General features: G+C 69.7%; 21 protein-coding genes and 1 tRNA gene. 14 read left to right on the top strand and 8 right to left on the bottom strand.

All coding sequences use genetic code 11. The features are described from left to right. Positions 1 to 13: 13 nt before the first annotated feature. Entirely contained in the window at positions 14 to 679 is a 666-nt protein-coding gene (locus tag OG801_RS08310) for a hypothetical protein (protein WP_406035136.1), read from the top strand. Next, on the top strand, positions 676 to 1623 hold the full coding sequence (locus tag OG801_RS08305) for an LCP family protein (protein ID WP_406035134.1): 948 nt from the start codon (positions 676 to 678) through the stop codon (positions 1621 to 1623). Before OG801_RS08310 ends, OG801_RS08305 begins: the two co-directional genes overlap by 4 nt. A gap of 1 nt (position 1624) precedes the next feature. Here OG801_RS08305 and OG801_RS08300 read toward each other — a convergent pair whose 3' ends face one another. Beyond that, entirely contained in the window at positions 1625 to 2473 is an 849-nt protein-coding gene (locus tag OG801_RS08300) for an alpha/beta fold hydrolase (RefSeq protein WP_406035133.1), read from the bottom strand. Between the two features lie 51 nt (positions 2474 to 2524). Between OG801_RS08300 and OG801_RS08295 the strand changes: the two genes are divergently transcribed. Beyond that, positions 2525 to 3286, top strand: coding sequence for a lysophospholipid acyltransferase family protein (locus OG801_RS08295; RefSeq protein ID WP_355019025.1), 762 nt, complete (start codon positions 2525 to 2527; stop codon positions 3284 to 3286). 31 nt (positions 3287 to 3317) lie between these two features. Here the strand turns inward: OG801_RS08295 and OG801_RS08290 are convergent, their stop codons facing one another. Genes OG801_RS08290 through OG801_RS08280 form a run of 3 tightly spaced genes read right to left on the bottom strand, consistent with a single transcriptional unit; the run spans position 3318 to position 4650 of the window. After that, the gene (locus OG801_RS08290; RefSeq protein WP_406035130.1) at positions 3318 to 3605 is read right to left on the bottom strand and encodes a MazG-like family protein; all 288 of its coding nucleotides are present in this window, start codon (positions 3603 to 3605) and stop codon (positions 3318 to 3320) included. 54 nt (positions 3606 to 3659) lie between these two features. After that, positions 3660 to 4007: a VOC family protein gene (locus tag OG801_RS08285; RefSeq protein ID WP_160027707.1), complete on the bottom strand. Its 348-nt coding sequence runs from the start codon at positions 4005 to 4007 to the stop codon at positions 3660 to 3662. 37 nt (positions 4008 to 4044) lie between these two features. Next, positions 4045 to 4650 (bottom strand): acetoacetate decarboxylase family protein, encoded by a 606-nt coding sequence (locus OG801_RS08280; RefSeq protein WP_406035128.1) that lies wholly within the window; start codon positions 4648 to 4650, stop codon positions 4045 to 4047. A gap of 106 nt (positions 4651 to 4756) precedes the next feature. Here OG801_RS08280 and OG801_RS08275 point away from each other — a divergent pair, with 106 nt between their 5' ends. Continuing rightward, entirely contained in the window at positions 4757 to 4963 is a 207-nt protein-coding gene (locus tag OG801_RS08275; RefSeq protein ID WP_406035126.1) for a DUF4287 domain-containing protein, read from the top strand. A gap of 12 nt (positions 4964 to 4975) precedes the next feature. Here OG801_RS08275 and OG801_RS08270 read toward each other — a convergent pair whose 3' ends face one another. Both OG801_RS08270 and OG801_RS08265 read right to left on the bottom strand, forming a co-directional pair. Next, entirely contained in the window at positions 4976 to 5521 is a 546-nt protein-coding gene (locus OG801_RS08270) for an RNA 2'-phosphotransferase (RefSeq protein WP_406035124.1), read from the bottom strand. A gap of 93 nt (positions 5522 to 5614) precedes the next feature. After that, positions 5615 to 5687 (bottom strand) — tRNA-Arg (locus OG801_RS08265). An 86-nt stretch (positions 5688 to 5773) separates the two neighbouring features. On the opposite strand from OG801_RS08265, the gene argS reads away from it, so the two are divergent. Then, positions 5774 to 7438: an arginine--tRNA ligase gene (gene argS / locus OG801_RS08260; protein WP_406035123.1), complete on the top strand. Its 1665-nt coding sequence runs from the start codon at positions 5774 to 5776 to the stop codon at positions 7436 to 7438. Beyond that, on the top strand, positions 7438 to 8823 hold the full coding sequence (gene lysA / locus OG801_RS08255; protein WP_355019018.1) for a diaminopimelate decarboxylase: 1386 nt from the start codon (positions 7438 to 7440) through the stop codon (positions 8821 to 8823). Before argS ends, lysA begins: the two co-directional genes overlap by 1 nt. A gap of 6 nt (positions 8824 to 8829) precedes the next feature. Here the strand turns inward: lysA and OG801_RS08250 are convergent, their stop codons facing one another. Further along, positions 8830 to 9402, bottom strand: a complete 573-nt coding sequence (locus tag OG801_RS08250; protein WP_406035121.1) for a hypothetical protein — start codon at positions 9400 to 9402, stop codon at positions 8830 to 8832. Between the two features lie 81 nt (positions 9403 to 9483). On the opposite strand from OG801_RS08250, the gene OG801_RS08245 reads away from it, so the two are divergent. The 8 genes from OG801_RS08245 to prfA all read left to right on the top strand — a co-directional run bounded on the left by OG801_RS08245 (position 9484) and on the right by prfA (position 18200). Then, the gene (locus tag OG801_RS08245) at positions 9484 to 10146 is read left to right on the top strand and encodes a hypothetical protein (protein WP_406035119.1); all 663 of its coding nucleotides are present in this window, start codon (positions 9484 to 9486) and stop codon (positions 10144 to 10146) included. 70 nt (positions 10147 to 10216) lie between these two features. Further along, positions 10217 to 11161, top strand: a complete 945-nt coding sequence (locus tag OG801_RS08240) for an alcohol dehydrogenase catalytic domain-containing protein (protein WP_406035117.1) — start codon at positions 10217 to 10219, stop codon at positions 11159 to 11161. A 75-nt stretch (positions 11162 to 11236) separates the two neighbouring features. Beyond that, the gene (locus OG801_RS08235) at positions 11237 to 12550 is read left to right on the top strand and encodes a homoserine dehydrogenase (RefSeq protein WP_355019014.1); all 1314 of its coding nucleotides are present in this window, start codon (positions 11237 to 11239) and stop codon (positions 12548 to 12550) included. Next, positions 12550 to 13617, top strand: coding sequence for a threonine synthase (gene thrC, locus OG801_RS08230; protein ID WP_406035114.1), 1068 nt, complete (start codon positions 12550 to 12552; stop codon positions 13615 to 13617). The genes OG801_RS08235 and thrC overlap by 1 nt, the downstream gene beginning before the upstream one ends. Positions 13618 to 13622: 5 nt before the next feature. After that, positions 13623 to 14528 (top strand): homoserine kinase, encoded by a 906-nt coding sequence (thrB, locus tag OG801_RS08225; protein ID WP_406035112.1) that lies wholly within the window; start codon positions 13623 to 13625, stop codon positions 14526 to 14528. Positions 14529 to 14741: 213 nt separating this feature from the next. Further along, on the top strand, positions 14742 to 16535 hold the full coding sequence (gene rho, locus OG801_RS08220) for a transcription termination factor Rho (RefSeq protein WP_406035110.1): 1794 nt from the start codon (positions 14742 to 14744) through the stop codon (positions 16533 to 16535). A 212-nt stretch (positions 16536 to 16747) separates the two neighbouring features. After that, positions 16748 to 16960 carry a 50S ribosomal protein L31 gene (rpmE, locus tag OG801_RS08215; RefSeq protein WP_350832694.1) on the top strand — a complete coding sequence of 71 codons (213 nt, stop codon included), beginning with the start codon at positions 16748 to 16750 and terminating at the stop codon, positions 16958 to 16960. A 160-nt stretch (positions 16961 to 17120) separates the two neighbouring features. After that, the gene (prfA, locus tag OG801_RS08210; protein WP_406035108.1) at positions 17121 to 18200 is read left to right on the top strand and encodes a peptide chain release factor 1; all 1080 of its coding nucleotides are present in this window, start codon (positions 17121 to 17123) and stop codon (positions 18198 to 18200) included. A gap of 68 nt (positions 18201 to 18268) precedes the next feature. On the opposite strand, the gene OG801_RS08205 is transcribed toward prfA, so the two are convergent. Further along, entirely contained in the window at positions 18269 to 19198 is a 930-nt protein-coding gene (locus OG801_RS08205) for a hypothetical protein (RefSeq protein WP_406035106.1), read from the bottom strand. Positions 19199 to 19205: the final 7 nt, after the last annotated feature.

Raw genomic sequence — 19205 nt, 5'->3', positions numbered from 1 at the left:
GCGGATTCCCCACATGACGAGCAGCAGTACGAGGCGCCTTTCGCGCGTCGCAACGGCACTCACGGCGGCGGCCCTGAGCAGCACCTTGGCACTCACCGGATGCGGTGGCGAGCCCGACAAGAAGGCCGCCTCGCCGTCCCCGTCGCCGACCCCGGCGGCCACGGTGAAGTCGGCCGCGAAGCTCGTCCACGTGCAGGGCAGGTTCCCCAAGAGCCGGCACCAGGCGGTCTCCACCAACGTGGCCAAGGTCGTCGACCGGTGGCTGCAGGCTGCGTACGTCGGGGGTGACTACCCGCGCGCGACCTCGACCTTCACCGCGAAGTCCTTTCCGGGCTTCTCCAAGGTCACGATCGCCCAGGCGGGCAAGCAGATGACCCAGATGAGCAACGCCACTATCGCTCCTCACATCGACGGGGTCGAGGTCGTCGCCAGCGACGTCCACGTCGATCTGCTGGCCAACAACAACTACCCGGTCGGCGCCGTCGCCCGCGTGCGGCTGGTCTACGACACCACGGGGGACCGGGAGTCACGCCAGACCGTCCGCGGCACCCTGGACATGGTGCCGACCAAGACCTCCTGGGCCGTCTTCGGCTTCAACATCACCCGCGAGGAGAAGCTGGCGCCGGACCCGTCCTCGGCGCCGTCCACCTCGCCGAGCCCCTCGGGAGACAAGTCATGAGCAGCATCACGACGCTCGTACGCCGCCGCCTCCTGACCACGTTCGCGCTGGGCGTGGTGCTCGCGCTGACCGCGGTCCTGGTGCCCGACGCCGAGGTTGCCGAGCCGCGCGCGGAGCTGATCGCGACCAAGTGGGCCAAGGGTCTCGACGTTGCCAAGTTCACCCGCAAGGGCGGCACGATCTGGGTCCTCGCCGTCGGTTCGGACGCCCGCCCCGGCCAGAAGGTCACCCGCAGCCGCGGCGACGCGCTGCACCTGATCGGCTTCAACCCGTCGTCGGGCTATGCGACCGACATCAGCATCCCGCGCGACTCCTACGTCAACATCCCCGGCCACGGGCGCGACAAGATCAACTCGGCGCTGCTCTACGGCGGCCCGAAGCTGATGGGCCGCGCCGTCGGCAACCTGGTCGGCGTACAGCCGCAGTACGTCTTCGTCACCTCCTTCTCCGGCATGAGCGACATGGTGATCGGGATCGGCGGCGTCGACGTCGACAACCCGCGTGCCTTCAGCGATCCGTACGTCGCGCGCTACGGCTTCAAGAAGGGCCGGATCCACATCAGCGGCCCGCACTCGGTCGACTTCGCGCGGGCCCGCAAGACGCTGCCCGGCGGTGACTTCGACCGCTCGGCCAACCAGTCCCGCGTCATCCGCGGCATCCACCGCAAGATCGTCGCCCGGCAGTACGACATCGGCTTCAAGGCCAAGGGCGTCTCGCTGGTGATGAAGAAGATGCACACCACCGGCCTCTCCGGCCGCGACCTCTACCAGCTCGCCAATGCCGTCGCCGCGATCAACCCGGGCAAGATCCGCACCTGCGTCGTTCCCGGTGGGATCGGCAACGCCGGCGCTGCCAGCGTCGTCTTCCCCAACGTCGGGGCGGCCCGGGCGATGGGCAACGACGCGCGCAACGACGGCCGGCTCAACCGCGGCTGCCGCGGCTGAGTCACTGGTGCGCGGCGACGAAGTCGCGCACCAACGGGGCGATCCGCTCGGGATGATCGGCGACCACCCAGTGTGAGCCGGCGACCTCGCGGATCGTCAGGTCCGCGACGTACGGCTGCGGGGCCTCGGTCGCCAGCGCCCGGCTGACGTAGACGTCACCGGTCGGGGCGATGACCTGGACCGGGACGGTGACCGGTCGTGGCTGAGGGTGCCCCATCCGGGCGATCGCGTTGGCGCGGTAGAGCTCGAGGCCGTTGATCCGGTCGGCCTGGGTGCGGTCCACGGCCGAGCCGCCGACGATCCGGTCGAGGAACCCGGAGCGCCACGCGAGCTCGGGTAGCAGCGGGGCTTGGAAGAACCCGATGTAGGTCGACTCGGCGCCCTGCTTGAGACGCTCGAGGACGCCGCGGGCGGTCCGTGCCGGCGTACGCAGCCAGGCCCCGGTCTGGTCGAGGCTCGGCCCCGAGATCGAGGTGAACGACGCGATCCGCTCGGATGGCACGTTGCCGGCGACCGCCTCCCACGTCTGGGTCGAGCCCCAGTCGTGGGCGAGCAGGTGCACCGGCGTCGACGGGCTGACCGCGTCGATGACGGACTGCAGATCCGCGTTGAGCTGCTCGATCAGATAGCCCTCGCGCTTGGCCGGTGCCTGTGAGCTGCCGTGGCCGCGTACGTCGTAGGTCACGATCCGCAGCTCGCTGCCGAGGATCCTCACCAACGGGAGCCAGACGCTGGCGTTGTCGGGGTAGCCGTGGACGCAGACCAGCGTCGGGCGGGTGTCGCCGGGAGACCCGAAGTCGGTGACGGCCAGTCGGAGCCCGTCGGTGGTCGTCACGTAAAGGGTGCTCACACCGGCGAGGCTAGTCGGGCGGCGTTCAAGCCGACGTGACACGATTCGCCCATGGACATCAGCTATCCGGTCACGATCGCCGCGGCTCGCACCTGGTTCAAGCTCGGCGACATCAAGATCAACATGACCGGCGCGGAGCACATCCCCGAGTCGGGTGGTGCCCTGCTGGCGGTCAACCACCTTTCCTTCGTCGACTACGTCATGGCCGGGTTCCCCGGAGCGGAGCGCGGCCGGCTGACCCGGTTCATCGCCAAGAAGGAGGTCTTCGACCACCCCGTCGGCGGCCCGGTGATGCGTTCGTTCCACCACATCCCGATCGACCGCAGCTACGGCGCGGCCGGGATGAAGAAGGCCGTCGAGTACCTCCAGGACGGTGAGGTCGTCGGCATCTTCCCCGAGGCCACGATCTCGCGCTCGTTCCTGATCAAGGACCTCAAGACCGGCACCGTACGCATCGCCGCCGACGCCGGGGTCCCGCTGATCCCCGTCGTGCTGTGGGGCACCCAGCGGATCATGACCAAGGGACAGAAGGTCGACCTGTCGCGCCACAAGACGATCGGGATCGAGATCGGCCCGCCGCTGCCGGTGACCGGGGAGGACCCTGCCGCCGAGACCGCTGCGCTCAAGGCGCAGATGGAGGCCATGCTCGACCGGCTGATCAAGGCGCACCCCGCCGAGGAGCAGCCCCCGGGCTCGTGGTGGCTGCCGAAGGCGTACGGCGGCTCGGCCCCCACGCTCGAGGAGGCCGAGGCGATGTACGCCGAGGAGCGCAGGCTTCGCGCTCAGCGGAAGGCCGCGAAGCGGAAGTCCTGAGGACTCTCCTGAGCTTGTCGAAGGGCTCGACCTAGGTCGGAGCGCCGGCGCGCTCGGCGCCGGCCATGTGCTCGACCGCGGTGATCGCAACATCGAGGAGCTCATCGACGACGTCGTCGTAGCCGTGGGTGATGCCCAAGAATGGATTCAGTCGGGGATCCTGGCCGGTGGCTCCGATGAGTGCGGCGATGGCTTCGCCTGCCTCTTCGGTCACCTTCGCGACTCTCCCCCAGAGAACGGCTTCGGCGTCGCGATCGCCCTGGGACTCATCGAGCCACCGGGACAGATACGCGAGCAGAGCCGGCGTAGCGTCGGTCATGCGGTCGGAGTCTAGGGCGGTCCGGGTAATCCGGTCGAGCCTTAGGTATAGGGGCTATTCAGCGGGCTGGTAGACCCCGAGCCGATTTCCGGACGGGTCGGTGAAGATGAACCGACGCCCGCCGGGGTAGTCGTAGGGCGCTTCGGTGATCGTGCCGCCGGCCTTCTCGACGGCCGCTACCGCGGCTTCCAGGTCGGCCGTGCGGATCAGCGGAAGCGGGGCGACGGGGGTCTCGGAGGCGTACATCCCGCCGTTCTCGTCCTTGCCGTCGGGCCCGACGATCCCGGCGTACATCCCGCCGTAGTCGTTGAAGGACCAGCCGAAGGCGGACTCGTAGAAGGTGCGGGAGCTCGGGAGGTCGGTGACCGCGAGCTCGAGGTAGTCGATGTGGAGTGCATTCATGCCCATCGACGCTACTCGCGACCACCGACACTTCTGGTCAGCCGAAGTCGATCTCGAAGCCCTTGCCGCGGAAGGAGCCGAGCTTGGTGGCGTCGCGGAGGTAGGCGAGCGGGCCGTCGGGGTCGAAGACCCAGGTGCCGTGCGCGGGCAGGAGCTTGGCGCGGCCCTTCATGGTGAGCCAGGCGGTGTCGGGGTGCTCCTCGATGCCGGGCTGCTCGACGTTGCCCTGCATCGGCACGCGCGGGGCGAGCTGGGTGACATCGTTGAACTTCGCCGTCGCGATGGGACCGTCGTCGGAGCTCGCCTCCCAGGTGTGGGTCGCCAGCGGCCCCTTGGTGGACGAACCTCCGCTGAACTTGGCCAACCCCTTCGGGATCGCCCACAACGTACGCCCGCCGGCCACGGAGTCGGGGGAGTCCACCCAGATGTCGACGACACTCACCGCCTTCTTCCCGTTGGACGCGGTGATCACCCGGGCGGAGAGGAGCTCGTGGTAGGTCAGCGGGCTCGGCTCGGTGTAGTCGACCAGAGCGACGGCGTAGATGCCCTTCGGGCGCAGCTCGTCGACGTCGTGGGCGAGCCGGTAGACCGAGAGCCACATCGATCCGTGCATGTGCCAAGGGGCTGGGGGATAGCTGGTCACGTGGGTCTCCCGAATTTCTGTTGTGGTCCGTGTCGAAGCGGTCATGCTCGGTTCGACGCGTAGGCGTGTGGCGATCGTCGCCACGCTTTACCCAAGGAGACCAGAGATGACCGACCAGGTGAAGGGCCCCGCCGCCTACTTCCCGTCCATCGAGAAGAAGTACGGCCGCCCGATCGCGGAGTGGCAGCAGATCATCCGCGACAGCGGGATCACCAAGCACATGGAGCTCGTGACGCATCTGAAGACCGAGTACGCCCTCGGCCACGGTCACGCCAACGCCCTCGTCGCGCACACCCTTGCCGAGGGGCGATGAGCGACAGGTGCGTCAGAGATCTGGTGCGAGATAGGACGAGGGCACTGCGTCCGTCAGCCAGACGTTGTTGTCGGTGCGCCAGAAGGTGAGCCCGTCGGCATGCATCGTGGCCGCGTCGACGTGGAAGACGACGAAGTCGCCGCGGCGGGCACCGACGCGCTCTGCGGTCTCGCGGTCGGGAGAGAGGTGGACGTGATGGCGCCGGCGCCGGTCGAGGCCGGAGGCGAGGATCGACTCGATGTTGGCGCGTGGCGTGCCGTGGTAGAGCACCGCCGGCGGTTCGGAGGGAGTGAGGTCCAGGTCGACCTCGACGGTGTGTCCTTGCCTCGCCCGGATCCGGTCGAGTGTCGCGTCGACCTCGAAGCGCTGTTTGTCGTTGCCGCGTACGACTCGATCGATGTCATCGCGAGTCATCGGGGAGCCGTTGGCGGCGAGAGCGTCGAGGAGGGAGGGCAGATCGACCCAGCCGCGTGGGTCCAGCTCGATGCCCACCGACTCGGGGCGGTGCCTCAGCACCTGTGAGAGCCGCTTGGAGCGGCGTACGTCTGTCTTGTCCATACTGGCCACAGACTGGCATGCCGGCGGCCTCGTCCGCTGCCGGTTATCGGTCGAAAATGAGAGAAACCGCTGGTCACCCAGCGGTCTCATCTGTGCCCCCGGCAGGAATCGAACCTGCGGCCTACGGTACCGGAAACCGGCGCTCTATCCCCTGAGCTACGGAGGCGATGCGCTGCTCGAGCAGTGCGAATGGAACCCTACAGGCTGGGACGGATAACGGTGAAACCGACTGGCGCTTATACGCTGGACCTCGTGACTCCTGAGCAGCTTTCCACCGCGGTCGTCGATGTCCTCACCGCGCTCGTCGATGAGGGTGCGATCTCTCTTCCTGACGGCGTTCCGAGCACTGTCACGGTGGAGCGACCCCGGCAGAAGGGCCACGGCGACTACGCCACCAACGTGGCGCTGCAGCTGGCCAAGAAGGCGGGGATGAACCCGCGGGCGCTGGGGGAGCAGGTTGCCGAGAAGCTGAAGGCGACCGACGGGATCGCGGACGTCGAGATCGCCGGTCCGGGCTTCCTGAACATCTCCGTCGAGGCCGGTGCCCAGGGCAAGGTGGCGGGCGAGATCGTCGCCGCCGGGGCCGCGTACGGCAACAACGAGGCCTTCAAGGGCCACAACATCAACCTGGAGTTCGTCTCCGCCAACCCGACCGGCCCGCTGCACCTCGGTGGTGTCCGCTGGGCCGCGGTCGGGGACGCGCTCGGTCGTGTCCTGGAGGCGTCCGGCGCCGAGGTCACCCGGGAGTACTACTTCAACGACCACGGCGGCCAGATCGACCGCTTCGCGCGCTCGCTCCTGGCGTGGGCCCAGGGCCAGCCGGTGCCCGAGGACGGCTACGGCGGGGCGTACATCGAGGAGATCGCCAAGCAGGTCCTCGCCAAGGAGTCGAACGCGCTCGAGAGTGACGACCCGCAGGAGGTCTTCCGGTCGATCGGCGTGGAGCTGATGTTCGCCGAGATCAAGCAGAGCCTGCACGACTTCAACGTCGACTTCGACGTCTACTTCCACGAGGACAACCTCCACAAGTCCGGAGCCGTGGAGCGCGCCATCGAGAAGCTCCGCGAGCTCGGCAACGTCTACGAGAAGGACGGCGCGATCTGGCTGGCGACCGAGAAGTTCGGTGACGACAAGGACCGCGTCGTCATCAAGGCCGACGGCAACGGGGCCTACTTCTCCGGCGACCTCGCCTACTACCTCGACAAGCGCGAGCGCGGCTTCGACCGGTGCTTCATCATGCTGGGTGCCGACCACCACGGCTACGTCGGCCGGATGATGGCGATGTGCGCCGCCTTCGGTGACACGCCCCACGAGAACCTCGAGATCCTGATCGGCCAGATGGTCAACCTCCTCAGGGACGGCCAGCCGATGCGGATGTCGAAGCGTGCCGGCACCGTGGTCACCATCGACGACATCGTCGAGGCGATCGGGGTGGACGCGGCCCGCTACGCGCTGGCGCGCTACTCCAGCGACTCCAACATCGACATCGACCTCGACCTGTGGGCCAAGGCCGACAGCGCCAACCCGGTCTACTACGTGCAGTACGTCCACGCGCGCACCTGCCGGATGATGGCCAACGCGGCCGACCTGGGCATGGCGATCGACCTCGACACCTTCGAGCCGGAGCTGCTCACCCACGAGCGCGAGGGCGAGCTGCTGCGTGCGCTGGCCGAGCTGCCCCGCGTGGTCGCGACCGCCGCCGAGCTGCGCGAGCCGCACCGCGTCGCCCGCTACCTCGAGGACACCGCCGGGATCTTCCACCGCTGGTACGACGATGACGACTGCCGCATGCTGCCCAAGGGCGACGAGCCGGTCGCGCCCGTCAACCTGGCCCGGCTGGCACTCGTCTCCGCCGCCCGCACTGTCTTCGCCAACGGCCTCGGTCTGCTCGGCGTCTCGGCCCCGGAGCGTATGTGATGTCGTCCCACGCATCGCCGGGTTCGTTCACCGGCACCTCCCCGGTATGGCTGAAGACCCCCGACGACGTCAACGCGCTCGTGCCGGCACTGTGGTCGGCGACGGCCGAGAAGACCGACGGTGTCCTCACCGTCGGGGGCGTCGCGGTGCCCGACCTGGTCGCGAACATCAACACCCCTGCGTACGTCCTGGACGAGGCCGACTTCCGCGAGCGCGCCCGCGCGTTCCGTGACGCCTTCACGGGCTATGACGTCTATTACGCCGGCAAGGCGTTCCTGTGCACCGAGGTCGCGCGCTGGGTGGCGCAGGAGGGGCTCTGCCTCGACGTCTGCTCCAACGGTGAGCTCTCGGTCGCGCTGCGCGCCGAGGTCGACCCGGCGAAGATCGGCTACCACGGCAACAACAAGACCCCGATGGAGCTGCGCCGGGCGATCGTCGCGGGCGTCGGACGGATCATCGTCGACTCCTTCGACGAGGTCGAGCGGGTCGCCGCGATCGCCGCCGAGACCGGCATCACCGCCCGGGTGATGGTACGGGTGACCGCCGGCGTCGAGGCCCACACCCACGAATACATCGCCACCGCCCACGAGGACCAGAAGTTCGGCTTCTCGATCTCCTCCGGCGACGCCTTCGAGGCCGTACGCCGGCTGCTGGAGGCCCCGAACGTCGAGATGCGCGGGCTCCACTCCCACATCGGCTCCCAGATCTTCGACTCCTCCGGCTTCGAGGTCGCCACCCGGCGGGTGCTCGCGCTGCAGGCGCGGATCCGCGACGAGCTCGGCACCGAGCTTCCCGAGATGGACCTCGGTGGTGGCTTCGGCATCGCCTACACCACCCAGGACGACCCCTCGACGCCCAAGGCCCTGGCCGAGGAGCTCACCGCGATCGTCGAGCACGAGTGCCGTGGCTTCGGCCTCGCGGTGCCGCACCTCTCGATCGAGCCGGGCCGCGCCATCGTGGGCCCCTCGATGTGCACCGTCTACACGGTCGGCACGGTCAAGGAGGTCGCCCTCGACGGCGGCGTCACCCGCACCTATGTGAGCGTCGACGGCGGGATGAGCGACAACATCCGCACGGCTCTCTACGACGCCGACTACTCCGCCACCCTCGCCGGCCGGTCCTCGTCCGCCGGGCCCGTGCTCGGCCGCGTCGTCGGCAAGCACTGCGAGGCCGGCGACATCGTGGTCAAGCACGAGTTCCTGCCTGCCGACATCGCTCCCGGCGACCTGATCGCGGTCCCCGGCACCGGCGCCTACGGCCGCTCGATGGCCTCCAACTACAACCACGCCCTGCGGCCGCCGGTCGTCGCGGTCCGCGACGGTGAGTCCCGCGTGATCGTCCGGCGCGAGACCGAGGACGACCTCTTCGCGACCGATCTCGGCTGATCGGGCTCACGCCCGCAAGGCCCGGAGGACCGCGCGCCCACGCGGTGAGAGGCGGTAGCCGACGGGGAGGGACTCGGTGAGACCGAGCTCCTTGAGCCGGCGGATGTCGGCCTTGAACGGCTTCTTCTCCCGCCCGATCGAGGCCGCGATGGTCTCGGCCAGCTCACCGGGCCGAGCCTCGATGAGCTCCAGGTGCTCCCGCGTCCACGGGCCGCGGCGGCTGCGCCGGTCCATGTCGGCCAGCTTCGCGACGAGCGCGGCGGTCTCGGTCTTTCCCGGGCGCTTGGTACGCAGCGCGACCCGCTCGTCCTCGCCGGCATAGCGCATCTCGATCCGGTAGACCTCGCCGTCCTTGCGGGACAGGAAGGCGAGCAGGTCGTCCAGGGTCGTGCCGGCCCGGCGGGCGTCCTCGTCGGTCAGCGTGTCGCAGGACACCGGCGAGACGGAGACGAACTCGACCACGCCCATCCGGGTGCGCTGGCTGCCGCCGGCGACATGCATCGGACGTTTCCAGCGGCGGAAGGCGAGGTCGACCTCGCCGGTGCGGATGCGCTCGAGGTCGGCGTTGGGGAACAGCACGCACCCATCAAACCGCGTGGCGTACGAAATTCGGTTTCGCCTTCCCGAAATCCCTGGGTCCGTGAGCCTACGATGGGGCGCATGCCGAGGGGGGTCTACTCAGAGAGACCGCTCGCGACGCCGTCCCAGGTGCCGCGAGCGTCTGTCGCCCGGCTGACGAAGGAGCGGCGGGACAGCGTGTCCCGAGCGGCCCAGACCTTCGGCTGGACGGTGGTGACCGGCAAGGCTGCCGCGCAGCGGCCGGTGCGGTGGGAGGTGCTGGGGCCGGACGTACGCGCCGAGCGCTGCGACCTCGTCGTCGACGGCACCTGCGACGGGATCCTGGTCGAGTACTGGCACGGCAAGGCGTCCCCCGGGAAGGGGCCCTGGCGTCCGGCGCGCTGGGTGGTGGTGCGGGTCCCCGCCCACCTGCCGAAGACGGCCGCGATGATCGGGCTCTCGCCGGGTTCGGGCAACACCGGCACCGGCCGGGTGCCCACGCCGATCTTCTTCCCGCCGGAGTTCCGCGCCAAGACCAACGTGACCACCCCCGACGGTGCCGTCATCGCCGCCGACGAGGAGCATGCACGCTCGCTGTCCCGGTTCGCCAGCCACGTGGTCGACGAGCGGCTGTGGGTGGTCGCCCGCAACGACGCCATCACCGTCACCACCGACGTGGAGCCGGACGCGGAGGAGCTGCTCCGTCGCGTACGTCTGGCGCGTGATGTCGCCGCGGTGCTGCGGCCGATCCCGGAGCTCGCCTGACGGCTGAGCTGATCCAAGGCTTGGGGAAAGCCCTTGACCTCAAGTGAGCTTGAGCATGTTGACTCGACTCATGCGAGCGATCAGACAGCACGAGTTCGGCGGCCCGGAGGCCCTGCGACTCGAGGAGGTGCCCGACCCGACACCAGGTCCGGGCCAGGTACTCATCAGGGTGGAGGCCGCGGGCATCCACCGTCTCGACACCTCGATCCGAGCAGGCGACCTGCCGCCGACGATGCCGCGACCGGAGCTCCCGATGACTCCCGGCCGCGAGGTCGCCGGCGTGGTCGATGAGCTCGGTGAGGGCGTCGACGAGACCTGGCGGGGCGCGAGGGTCGTCGCGCATCTCGGCCCGGGAAGCAGCGGCGGCTACGCCGAGCTCGCGGTCGCCGCCGAGACCCAGCTCTACCGACGTCCCGACGGGCTGAAGTCGGCCGAGGCCGTGGCCGCGATCGGCACCGGTCGCACCTCGGCCGCGGTGCTCGAGGCCGCCCAGATCACGCCCGACGACGTCGTCGTGGTCACCTCGGCCGCCGGTGGCATGGGCGCGATCCTGCTCCAGGGCATCCGCAACGCGGGCGCCCGCGCGGTCGGGCTCGCGGGCTCGGACGCCAAGCTCGAGATCGCCCGCGGCTTCGGCGCGCAGACCGCGATCGACTACCGCACGGACGGCTGGCTCGAGCGGCTTCGCGCCGAGGAGCCCCGGATCACGGTCCTCCTCGACGGGCTCGGCGGTGACGTACCCAGGCAGGTCTACGCCCACCTCGAGCCGGACGGGCGGATGGTCAGATTCTCCGGCGACCAGGACGGCTACGAAGGCGCCGCGAAGATCATCGACATCCTCGGCCCCTGGGTCCAGGGCCGGATCAAGGAGTTCGAGCAGGCCTCGCTCGAGGCTGCCGCGGACGGCACCCGCAGGCCGTACGTCGGCTCCGCCTTCCCGCTGGCCGAGGCGGCAGCCGCCCATCGTGCGCTCGAGGCCCGGGAGACCACCGGCAAGGTCGTACTGCTGACCTGAGCCGAAACCCGGCGGAGGTGTCCGCGCCTAGAGCGGAAGTCGGACCCCGGAGCCTGTCCCGGATACCCTTGGCGCGTGAGCAGCAACAAGACGACCGCGCACGCCGTCGATCCCTTGGGCGTCGCCGTCCTCGGCTGCGGTGTGGTGGGGTCCCAGGTGGTCCGGCTCCTGCTCGAGGGCGATGCGGATCTCGCCGCCAGAGTGGGTGCGCCGCTGGAGATCAGGGGCGTGGCCGTACGCCGCCTCGACGCCCCGCGCGACGTCGAGGTGCCCGCGGAGCTGCTCACCACGGACGCCCAGGGCCTGGTCGCCCGCGACGACGTCGACCTCGTGGTCGAGGTGATCGGCGGCATCGAGCCGGCCCGCGGTCTCATTCTCGAGGCGCTGGAGAGCGGCGCCAGCGTCGTCACCGCCAACAAGGCGCTGCTCGCCGAGGACGGCCCGACGCTCTACGAGGCCGCCGAGAAGGCCGGCACCGACCTCTACTACGAGGCCGCGGTCGCCGGCGCGATCCCGATCCTGCGCCCCCTGCGCGACTCGCTCGTCGGTGACCACGTCACCAAGGTGATGGGCATCGTCAACGGCACCACCAACTACATCCTCGACAAGATGGACACCTACGGTGCGGGCTTCGAGGAGGCTCTCGCCGAGGCCCAGGAGCTGGGCTACGCCGAGGCCGACCCGACCGCCGACGTCGAGGGCTTCGACGCCGCCGCCAAGGCCGCCATCCTGGCGAGCCTCGCCTTCCACACCCGGGTGACCGCCAGCGACGTCTATCGGGAGGGCATCACCGAGGTGACCGCCGGCGACGTCGCCTCGGCCAAGGCCATGGGCAGCGTCGTCAAGCTGCTCGCGATCGCCGAGCTCGAGGACGACGACGTCTCGGTCCGGGTCCACCCGGTGATGATCCCGCGCACCCACGCGCTGGCGACCGTACGCGGCGCCTACAACGCCGTCTTCGTCGAGTCCGCCTCGGCCGGCGACCTGATGTTCTACGGCCAGGGCGCGGGCGGGGATCCCACCGCGAGCGCCGTCCTGGGCGACCTGGTCACGATCGCCCGCAACAAGGTCCTCGGCGCCCGTGCCTTCGGCGAGTCCGCCTACGCCGACCGCGCTGTGCGCCCGATGGGCGAGACCGTCACCCGCTACCACGTCAGCCTCGACGTGGCCGACAAGGCCGGCGTGCTCGCCGCCGTCGCGACCGCCTTCTCCGAGCACGGCGTCTCGATCAAGGCCGTACGCCAAGAAGGCAGGGGAGAGGACGCCCAGCTCGTCGTCGTCTCCCACGAGGCCCCCGATGCCGCGCTCGCGGCGACCGTGCAGCACCTGCGCGAGATGGAGTACGTCCGCGACGTCGCCTCGGTGATGCGCGTAGAAGGAGCAGTTTGATGACCACTAGCCAATGGCGCGGTGTGATCGAGGAGTATCGAACCCTCCTCGACATCCCCCAGGACACCCCGGCGGTCACGCTCGGTGAGGGCGGCACCCCGCTGGTCCACTCCGAGTGGCTCTCCGGTGCCACCAAGGGTGAGGTCTGGCTGAAGGTCGAGGGCCAGAACCCGACCGGCTCGTTCAAGGACCGCGGTATGACGGCGGCGATCTCCGTCGCCGTCCACGAGGGCGCCAAGGCAGTGGTCTGCGCCTCGACCGGCAACACGTCGGCCTCGATGGCCGCGTACGCAGCCAAGGCCGGGATCACGCCCGTCGTGCTCGTCCCCAACGGCAAGATCAGTGCCGCCAAGATGGCCCAGGCGCTGGTCCACGGTGCCGAGGTGGTCAAGGTACGCGGCAACTTCGACGACTGCCTCAAGCTCTCCCGCGCCCTCGCCGACAGCTACCCGGTCGCGCTGGTCAACTCCGTCAACCCGGTCCGTCTCGAGGGCCAGAAGACGGCGTCTTTCGAGGTCGTCGACCGCCTGGGCGACGCCCCCGACTACCACCTCATGCCCATCGGCAACGCCGGCAACCTCTCCGCCTACTGGCTCGGCTACGAGCAGTACGCAGCGGCCGGCCACGCCACCAAGACCCCGGTCATGCGCGCCTTCCAGGCCGAGGGCGCCGCGCCGCTCGTGCTCGGCCACCCCGTCGAGCACCCCGAGACCAAGGCGACCGCGATCCGCATCGGCAACCCGGCCTCGTGGCAGCTCGCCGAGGCCGCGGCCGCCAAGTCCGGTGGCCGCTTCCGCGCGCTCTCCGACGAGCAGATCCTCTCCGCCCAGTCGCTGCTGGCCCGCAACGACGGCGTCTTCGTCGAGCCCGCCTCGGCGGCCGGTGTCGCCGGGCTCCTCGCCGACCTCGAGGCGGGGGAGACCTACGCCGGAGCCACCACGGTCATCACCGTCACCGGCCACGGCCTCAAGGACACCGCCACCGCGCTGGAGTTCTTCGGTGAGCTGCCCGAGACCATCATCGACGCCGATCTCGAGGCCGCGGCGGCCGCAGCCGGGCTCGTGTAGCACCGATGACGTTCGTAGAAGGCCCGGTGACCGTCACCGTCCCGGCCACCTCCGCCAACCTCGGCCCCGGCTACGACTCGCTGGGGCTGGCGCTCGACCTGCGTGACGAGCTCACCGGCGAGGTCGTGCCGGGCGGGACGTTGGAGGTCACCGTCGAGGGTGCGGGTGAGGGCACGGTCCCGCTCGACGAGTCCCACCTCGTCGTACGCTCCATGCGGGCCGCCTTCGAGATCATCGGCAAGCAGCCGGCCGGTCTGCAGCTGCACTGCCGCAACCGGATCCCGCACGCGCGTGGCCTGGGCTCGTCCTCGGCCGCGATCATCGGCGGCCTCGTGCTCGCTCGCGGCCTGGTCGCCGGGGGCGAGCTGATCCTCGACGACGACACCCTGTTCCAGAAGGCCGCCGAGATCGAGGGCCACCCCGACAACGTGGCTCCCGCATTCCACGGCGGCTTCACGATTGCGGGCGACGACGACGGCTTCTTTGCTGTCCGCACCGCCGTCGACCCGAGGGTCAGCGTCGTGGTCTTCGTCCCCGCGACCGGCGTCGAGACCAAGGCCGCCCGCGGGCTGCTGCCCGACACCGTCCCGCACTCCGACGCGGCGGCCGATGCGGGGCGTACGGCCCTGCTGGTCGCGGCTTTGAGCGATGCGCCCGAACACCTGCACCGCGCCACCCGCGACTTCCTGCACCAGGAGTACCGCCGACCCGCCATGCCGGAGTCGCTCGCCCTGGTCGACGAGCTGCGCGCCGACGGCGTCGCTGCGATCGTCTCCGGCGCCGGGCCCACGGTCCTGGCGTTCAGCAGCGGGGTCGAGTCCGCCGAGACCACCAAGCTCGCCGCCCGCTGTCCCGAGGGCTGGGCGTGTCATGCGCTGAGCGTCGACATGGACGGCGTACGCATCCTCTGACCCGCGTTCCGGGCCCCTGCTGTGAGGGGTGCCATGCGTGTTAGCCTGGGGATACATCCGTTGGGCCGTTCAGGCCCGCGGAAGTGCTATCCCCCTTTCGTGCCGTGCCACTTCGTTTGGCGCGCATCGGTGCGTCAGGGGTTCTGACAAACGAGCCGTCGGCGTCGTACGCCGATCGGCGATACGTGGGAAAGGACTCACGTGACTGAAACCATGGAATCCACTGCGCCGGAGCCGAACGGAGCCCCGAAGAAGCGCGGTGGCCTTGGCGGAATGCTCCTCGCCGATCTCAAGGCGATGGCGAACGGTATGGGTATCACCGGGGCGAACTCGATGAAGAAGGCCCAGCTGATCGACGCGATCAAGGCTGCACAGAGCAGCCGGGCGCAGTCGGCGCCGGCGGAGCGGGCCGAGAAGCCTGCCGCCGCCGAGACGCCTGTTGCCGAGAAGCCTGCCGCTGAGAAGCCTGCGGAGAAGATCGCAGAGAAGCCGGCCGAGAAGGCCGAGAAGCCCGCGGAGAAGTCCGCCGAGGCTGCTGACGCCGGTAACGAGGGCGCCCAGCGCCCGCGTCGCCAGCGCAACCAGAACCAGAACAAGAGCGGCGGCCAGGGCCAGGGCGGTCAGGGTGGCCAGGGCGGTCAGTCCGGTCAGTCCGGTCAGTCCGGTCAGCCCGCCGGTGGTGGCCAGAGCAAGGGTCCGGCCAAGGCCGGCCAGCCTGCCGCCGAGAAGAAGAACGAGGACGCCCAGAAGGAGCGGCCGGCCGACTCGGCCGACGACGCGGGCGATGACGACGGCGAGGGTGGCAGCCGCCGCAACCGCCGCCGCCGTGGCCGCGACCGCGACCGCAACCGCCCGGGCCGCGGCGAGCCGGACACGACCGTCCTCGAGGACGACGTGCTCGTGCCTGCGGCGGGCATCCTGGACGTACTCGACAACTACGCCTTCGTCCGCACCTCGGGCTACCTGCCCGGACCGGACGACGTCTACCTCTCCCTGTCGCTGGTCAAGCGCCTCGGCCTGCGCCGTGGCGACGCGATCGTCGGCCAGGTGCGCCAGCCCCGCGAGGGCGAGCGCAAGGAGAAGTACAACCCGATGGTGCGCATCGACTCGGTCAACGGTGCCGACCCCGAGGTCGCCAGGCACCGCGTCGAGTTCGACAAGCTCGCCCCGGTCCACCCCGACCAGCGGCTCCGCCTCGAGGGCGGCTCCGACCCGGTCACCGGGCGGATCATCGACCTGATCTCGCCGATCGGCAAGGGCCAGCGGGGCCTGATCGCCTCGCCGTCGAAGGCGGGCAAGACGACCGTCCTGCAGGCGATCGCCGGGGCGATCACCGCCAACAACCCCGAGTGCCACCTGATGGTGGTCCTCGTCGACGAGCGCCCGGAGGAGGTCACCGACTTCGAGCGCAGCGTCAAGGGCGAGGTCATCGCCTCCACCTTCGACCGTCAGCCCGCCGACCACACCGTGGTCGCCGAGCTGGCCATCGAGCGGGCCAAGCGCCTGGTCGAGCTCGGCCACGACGTGGTCGTCCTGCTCGACGGCCTGACCCGCCTGGGCAAGGCGTACAACCTCTCCGTCCCGGCGTCGGGCCGGATCCTCGGTGGCGGCGTCGACTCCGCGGCGCTCTACCCGACCAAGCGGTTCTTCGGTGCGGCCCGCAACGTCGAGGACGGCGGCTCGCTGACCATCCTGGCCACGGCTGCGGTCGAGACCGGTTCCAAGACCGACGAGATCATCTTCGATGCGTTCAAGGACACCGCCAACTCCGAGCTGCGCCTGAGCGAGGAGTACGCCGAGGCCGGGATCTTCCCCGCCGTCGACGTCAACGCCTCCGGCACCCGCCGCGACGACCTGCTCTTCGCCGGTGGCGAGGGCGACGCGGTCCGCAAGCTGCGCGCCTCGCTGGCCACGCTCGACGGTGCCAAGGCCGCCTCGGTCCTGGTCGACAAGGTCACCGGGTCCGCCACCAACATGGTGCTCCTCAACGAGGTCGCCAAGAGCTGAGACGACCGTAGCGAGGTCGAGCGGCGAGCTTGCTCGTCCGCTCGCGCCGAGCGAGGGAGTGACCGCGCGAAGCGCGGAGTGCGATGTGCGTCCTGGGGCCGCCGGGAATTATTGGCGGCCCCAGGCGTTCACATACACTGAATCCTCGGTGCCGGTTCACGTCCCGCAACCTGCGGTGGCGACCCGGAACCCAATGTCTTGAGAGGAACCTCATGAAGACCGACATCCACCCGACTTACGTCGAGACCCAGGTCACCTGCACCTGCGGAAACTCGTTCACCACCCGCAGCACCGTGGCCGAGGGCGCCATCCGCGCCGACGTGTGCTCCAACTGCCACCCGTTCTACACGGGCAAGCAGAAGATCCTCGACACCGGCGGTCGCGTGGCTCGCTTCGAGGCTCGCTTCGGCAAGCGCAACAAGTAGCTCTCAACGCGCCGGCCCCCACATGTTCGTGGGGGCCGGCGCGGCGCATTTCATCGAACTTATCGGGCAATTCCTGCACTTCCGGGGTGTTGCAACGCCCGAGAAGTGCAGGAATACCCGGTTAACCGGGTATTCCTTCCAAGCGAGAAGCGAGGCGGAGATGTCACAGTTTGAAGCGGTCGAAGGGCTGATCGAGGAGCACGAGGGCCTCGAGAAGCGGCTTGCCGAGCCCGAGACCCACGCCGACGCGCGCCTGGCGAAGAAGCTCAACCAGCGGTACGCCGAGTTGAGCTCGATCATCGACGCCTACCACTCCTGGCAGCAACTCGGTGACGACATCGAGGCCGCCCGCGAGCTGGCGGGGGAGGACCCCGCGTTCGCCGAGGAGGCCGACGCGCTGGTTCCCCAGCGCGACGAGGCCGAGGAGCGGCTGCGTCGCCTGCTCGTGCCCCGCGACCCGACCGACGACAAGGACGCCATTCTCGAGGTGAAGTCGGGGGAGGGCGGTGAGGAGTCGGCACTGTTCGCCGGCGACCTGCTGCGGATGTACACCCGCTATGCCGAGCGTCAGGGCTGGAAGCTCGAGTTCCTCGACGCCAACGAGTCCGACCTCGGCGGCTACAAGTCGGTCACCGTCGCGGTGAAGGCGAAGGGGACCTCCGAGCCCGGCCGGGCGCCCTATGCGCTGCTCAAGTTCGAGGGCGGCGTACATCGTGTCCAGCGGGTGCCTGTGACCGAGTCGCAGGGCCGCGTCCACACCTCTGCCGCCGGTGTCCTGGTGGTTCCCGAGGCCGAGCCGATCGATGTCGAGATCAACGACAACGACCTCCGCATCGACGTCTACCGCTCTTCGGGCCCCGGCGGCCAGTCGGTCAACACCACCGACTCGGCGGTCCGGATCACCCACATCCCCACCGGCATCGTCGTCTCGATGCAGAACGAGAAGTCGCAGCTGCAGAACAAGGAGCAGGCCATGCGCGTGCTCCGCTCGCGCCTGCTCCAGGCGGCCCAGGACGCTGCCGACGCGGAAGCCTCCGACGCCCGCCGCTCCCAGGTGCGCACCGTCGACCGCTCCGAGCGCATCCGCACCTACAACTTCCCGGAGAACCGCATCTCCGACCACCGCACCGGCTACAAGTCCTACAACCTCGACCATGTCCTCGACGGCGACCTGGAGCCAGTGATCGGCAGCGCCGTGGACGCCGACCTGGCGGCCCGCCTGGCCTCGCTCGACTCCTGAGGCCCTTCACAAACTCGAAGGTCGCAGTCACCGAGTGACTGCGACCTTCGAGTGTTTGGCGGTGCGGATCAGGCGTTGGCCTTCTTCTTGAAGCCCACGACGAAACCGGCGGCCTCGGCGGAGGCCTCGCTGTCGAACCAGACCTCGGGCTGGGTCCGCTTGAAGGCCGTGCTCGCGGAGGTGTGGTAGCGCTTCGCGCCGTCCTTGCGGATGTTGCCCTTCACGACGTACGCCGGGTGCGGGCTGGAGCCGTCCTCGAGCGGGTCGGCGCTACCGGCGCCGTAGCTGCTCGCCGGCGGCAGCGGCTGGTCGGTCTCGGCGGTGTCGGCCTTCTTGCTGCGGTCGTAGAAGTCGCTGCTCGCCCCGATGAACCCGGCCGCCTCGGCCGACTCCACGGAGTCGAAGTAGACGGCTGCCTTCGTACGGCCGTAGTAGGGGCTCGCCGTCGTGTGGTACTTCTTCCCGCTGCTGCCCTTGATGTCGTACGCAGCGTCCGAGCTGCTTCCATCAGCAGCCGGCAGCACCGCACCGGGGTAGGGAGCATCCTTGGTCGCGGCGGGCGCCTCGGCGGCCGGGGAGGCCTCCGGCTCGGCCGCCACGGGAACATCCTCTTCCGGAGCCTCGGTCGCGTCAGCGGCGGCAGCGGCCGCGGTGACGCTCTCGGCCTCCGCGACGACCGCAGCGGTGTCCGCTTCGGTCACGTCGTCCGTGGCGGTCTCGGCGACCTCGGCCTCGACAGCAGTCTCGGCGGGCTCTTCGGCCTTGGGCTCCTCCGCGACCGCAGCCTCAGTAGCAGGAGTCTCGTCAGCCGGCTCGGCCACGGACGCCTCGGCGGGGACGGCGGCAGCGGCGACGGGCGCGCCGGTGTCCTCGGCGGCCGGGTGGTCCTCATCGGCTCGATGTGCGGCCTTGGCGTCCTTGCGGACCGGGCGTCCGAAGAAGAACCAGATCAGGAGGGCGAGGACGAGGATGAGTGCAAGCAGCAAAAGCCACTTCATGGGGTGA

Source organism: Nocardioides sp. NBC_00163 (genome assembly GCF_045206295.1).
Taxonomy (GTDB): Bacteria; Actinomycetota; Actinomycetes; order Propionibacteriales; family Nocardioidaceae; genus Nocardioides.
The sequence above is the reverse complement of the archived record's forward strand: the minus strand, read 5'-3'. Positions and strand labels throughout refer to the sequence as shown.

Bases quoted from the DNA above. Each gene is read 5' to 3' on its own strand.
- OG801_RS08310 (WP_406035136.1), top strand. From the start codon at position 14: ATGACGAGCAGCAGTACGAGGCGCCTTTCGCGCGTCGCAACGGCACTC.
- OG801_RS08305 (WP_406035134.1), top strand. From the start codon at position 676: ATGAGCAGCATCACGACGCTCGTACGCCGCCGCCTCCTGACCACGTTC.
- OG801_RS08295 (WP_355019025.1), top strand. From the start codon at position 2,525: ATGGACATCAGCTATCCGGTCACGATCGCCGCGGCTCGCACCTGGTTC.
- OG801_RS08290 (WP_406035130.1), bottom strand. From the start codon at position 3,605: ATGACCGACGCTACGCCGGCTCTGCTCGCGTATCTGTCCCGGTGGCTC.
- OG801_RS08285 (WP_160027707.1), bottom strand. From the start codon at position 4,007: ATGAATGCACTCCACATCGACTACCTCGAGCTCGCGGTCACCGACCTC.
- OG801_RS08275 (WP_406035126.1), top strand. From the start codon at position 4,757: ATGACCGACCAGGTGAAGGGCCCCGCCGCCTACTTCCCGTCCATCGAG.
- OG801_RS08270 (WP_406035124.1), bottom strand. From the start codon at position 5,521: ATGGACAAGACAGACGTACGCCGCTCCAAGCGGCTCTCACAGGTGCTG.
- lysA (WP_355019018.1), top strand. From the start codon at position 7,438: ATGTCGTCCCACGCATCGCCGGGTTCGTTCACCGGCACCTCCCCGGTA.
- OG801_RS08245 (WP_406035119.1), top strand. From the start codon at position 9,484: ATGCCGAGGGGGGTCTACTCAGAGAGACCGCTCGCGACGCCGTCCCAG.
- OG801_RS08240 (WP_406035117.1), top strand. From the start codon at position 10,217: ATGCGAGCGATCAGACAGCACGAGTTCGGCGGCCCGGAGGCCCTGCGA.
- thrC (WP_406035114.1), top strand. From the start codon at position 12,550: ATGACCACTAGCCAATGGCGCGGTGTGATCGAGGAGTATCGAACCCTC.
- thrB (WP_406035112.1), top strand. From the start codon at position 13,623: ATGACGTTCGTAGAAGGCCCGGTGACCGTCACCGTCCCGGCCACCTCC.
- rho (WP_406035110.1), top strand. From the start codon at position 14,742: ATGGAATCCACTGCGCCGGAGCCGAACGGAGCCCCGAAGAAGCGCGGT.
- rpmE (WP_350832694.1), top strand. From the start codon at position 16,748: ATGAAGACCGACATCCACCCGACTTACGTCGAGACCCAGGTCACCTGC.
- prfA (WP_406035108.1), top strand. From the start codon at position 17,121: ATGTCACAGTTTGAAGCGGTCGAAGGGCTGATCGAGGAGCACGAGGGC.
- OG801_RS08205 (WP_406035106.1), bottom strand. From the start codon at position 19,198: ATGAAGTGGCTTTTGCTGCTTGCACTCATCCTCGTCCTCGCCCTCCTG.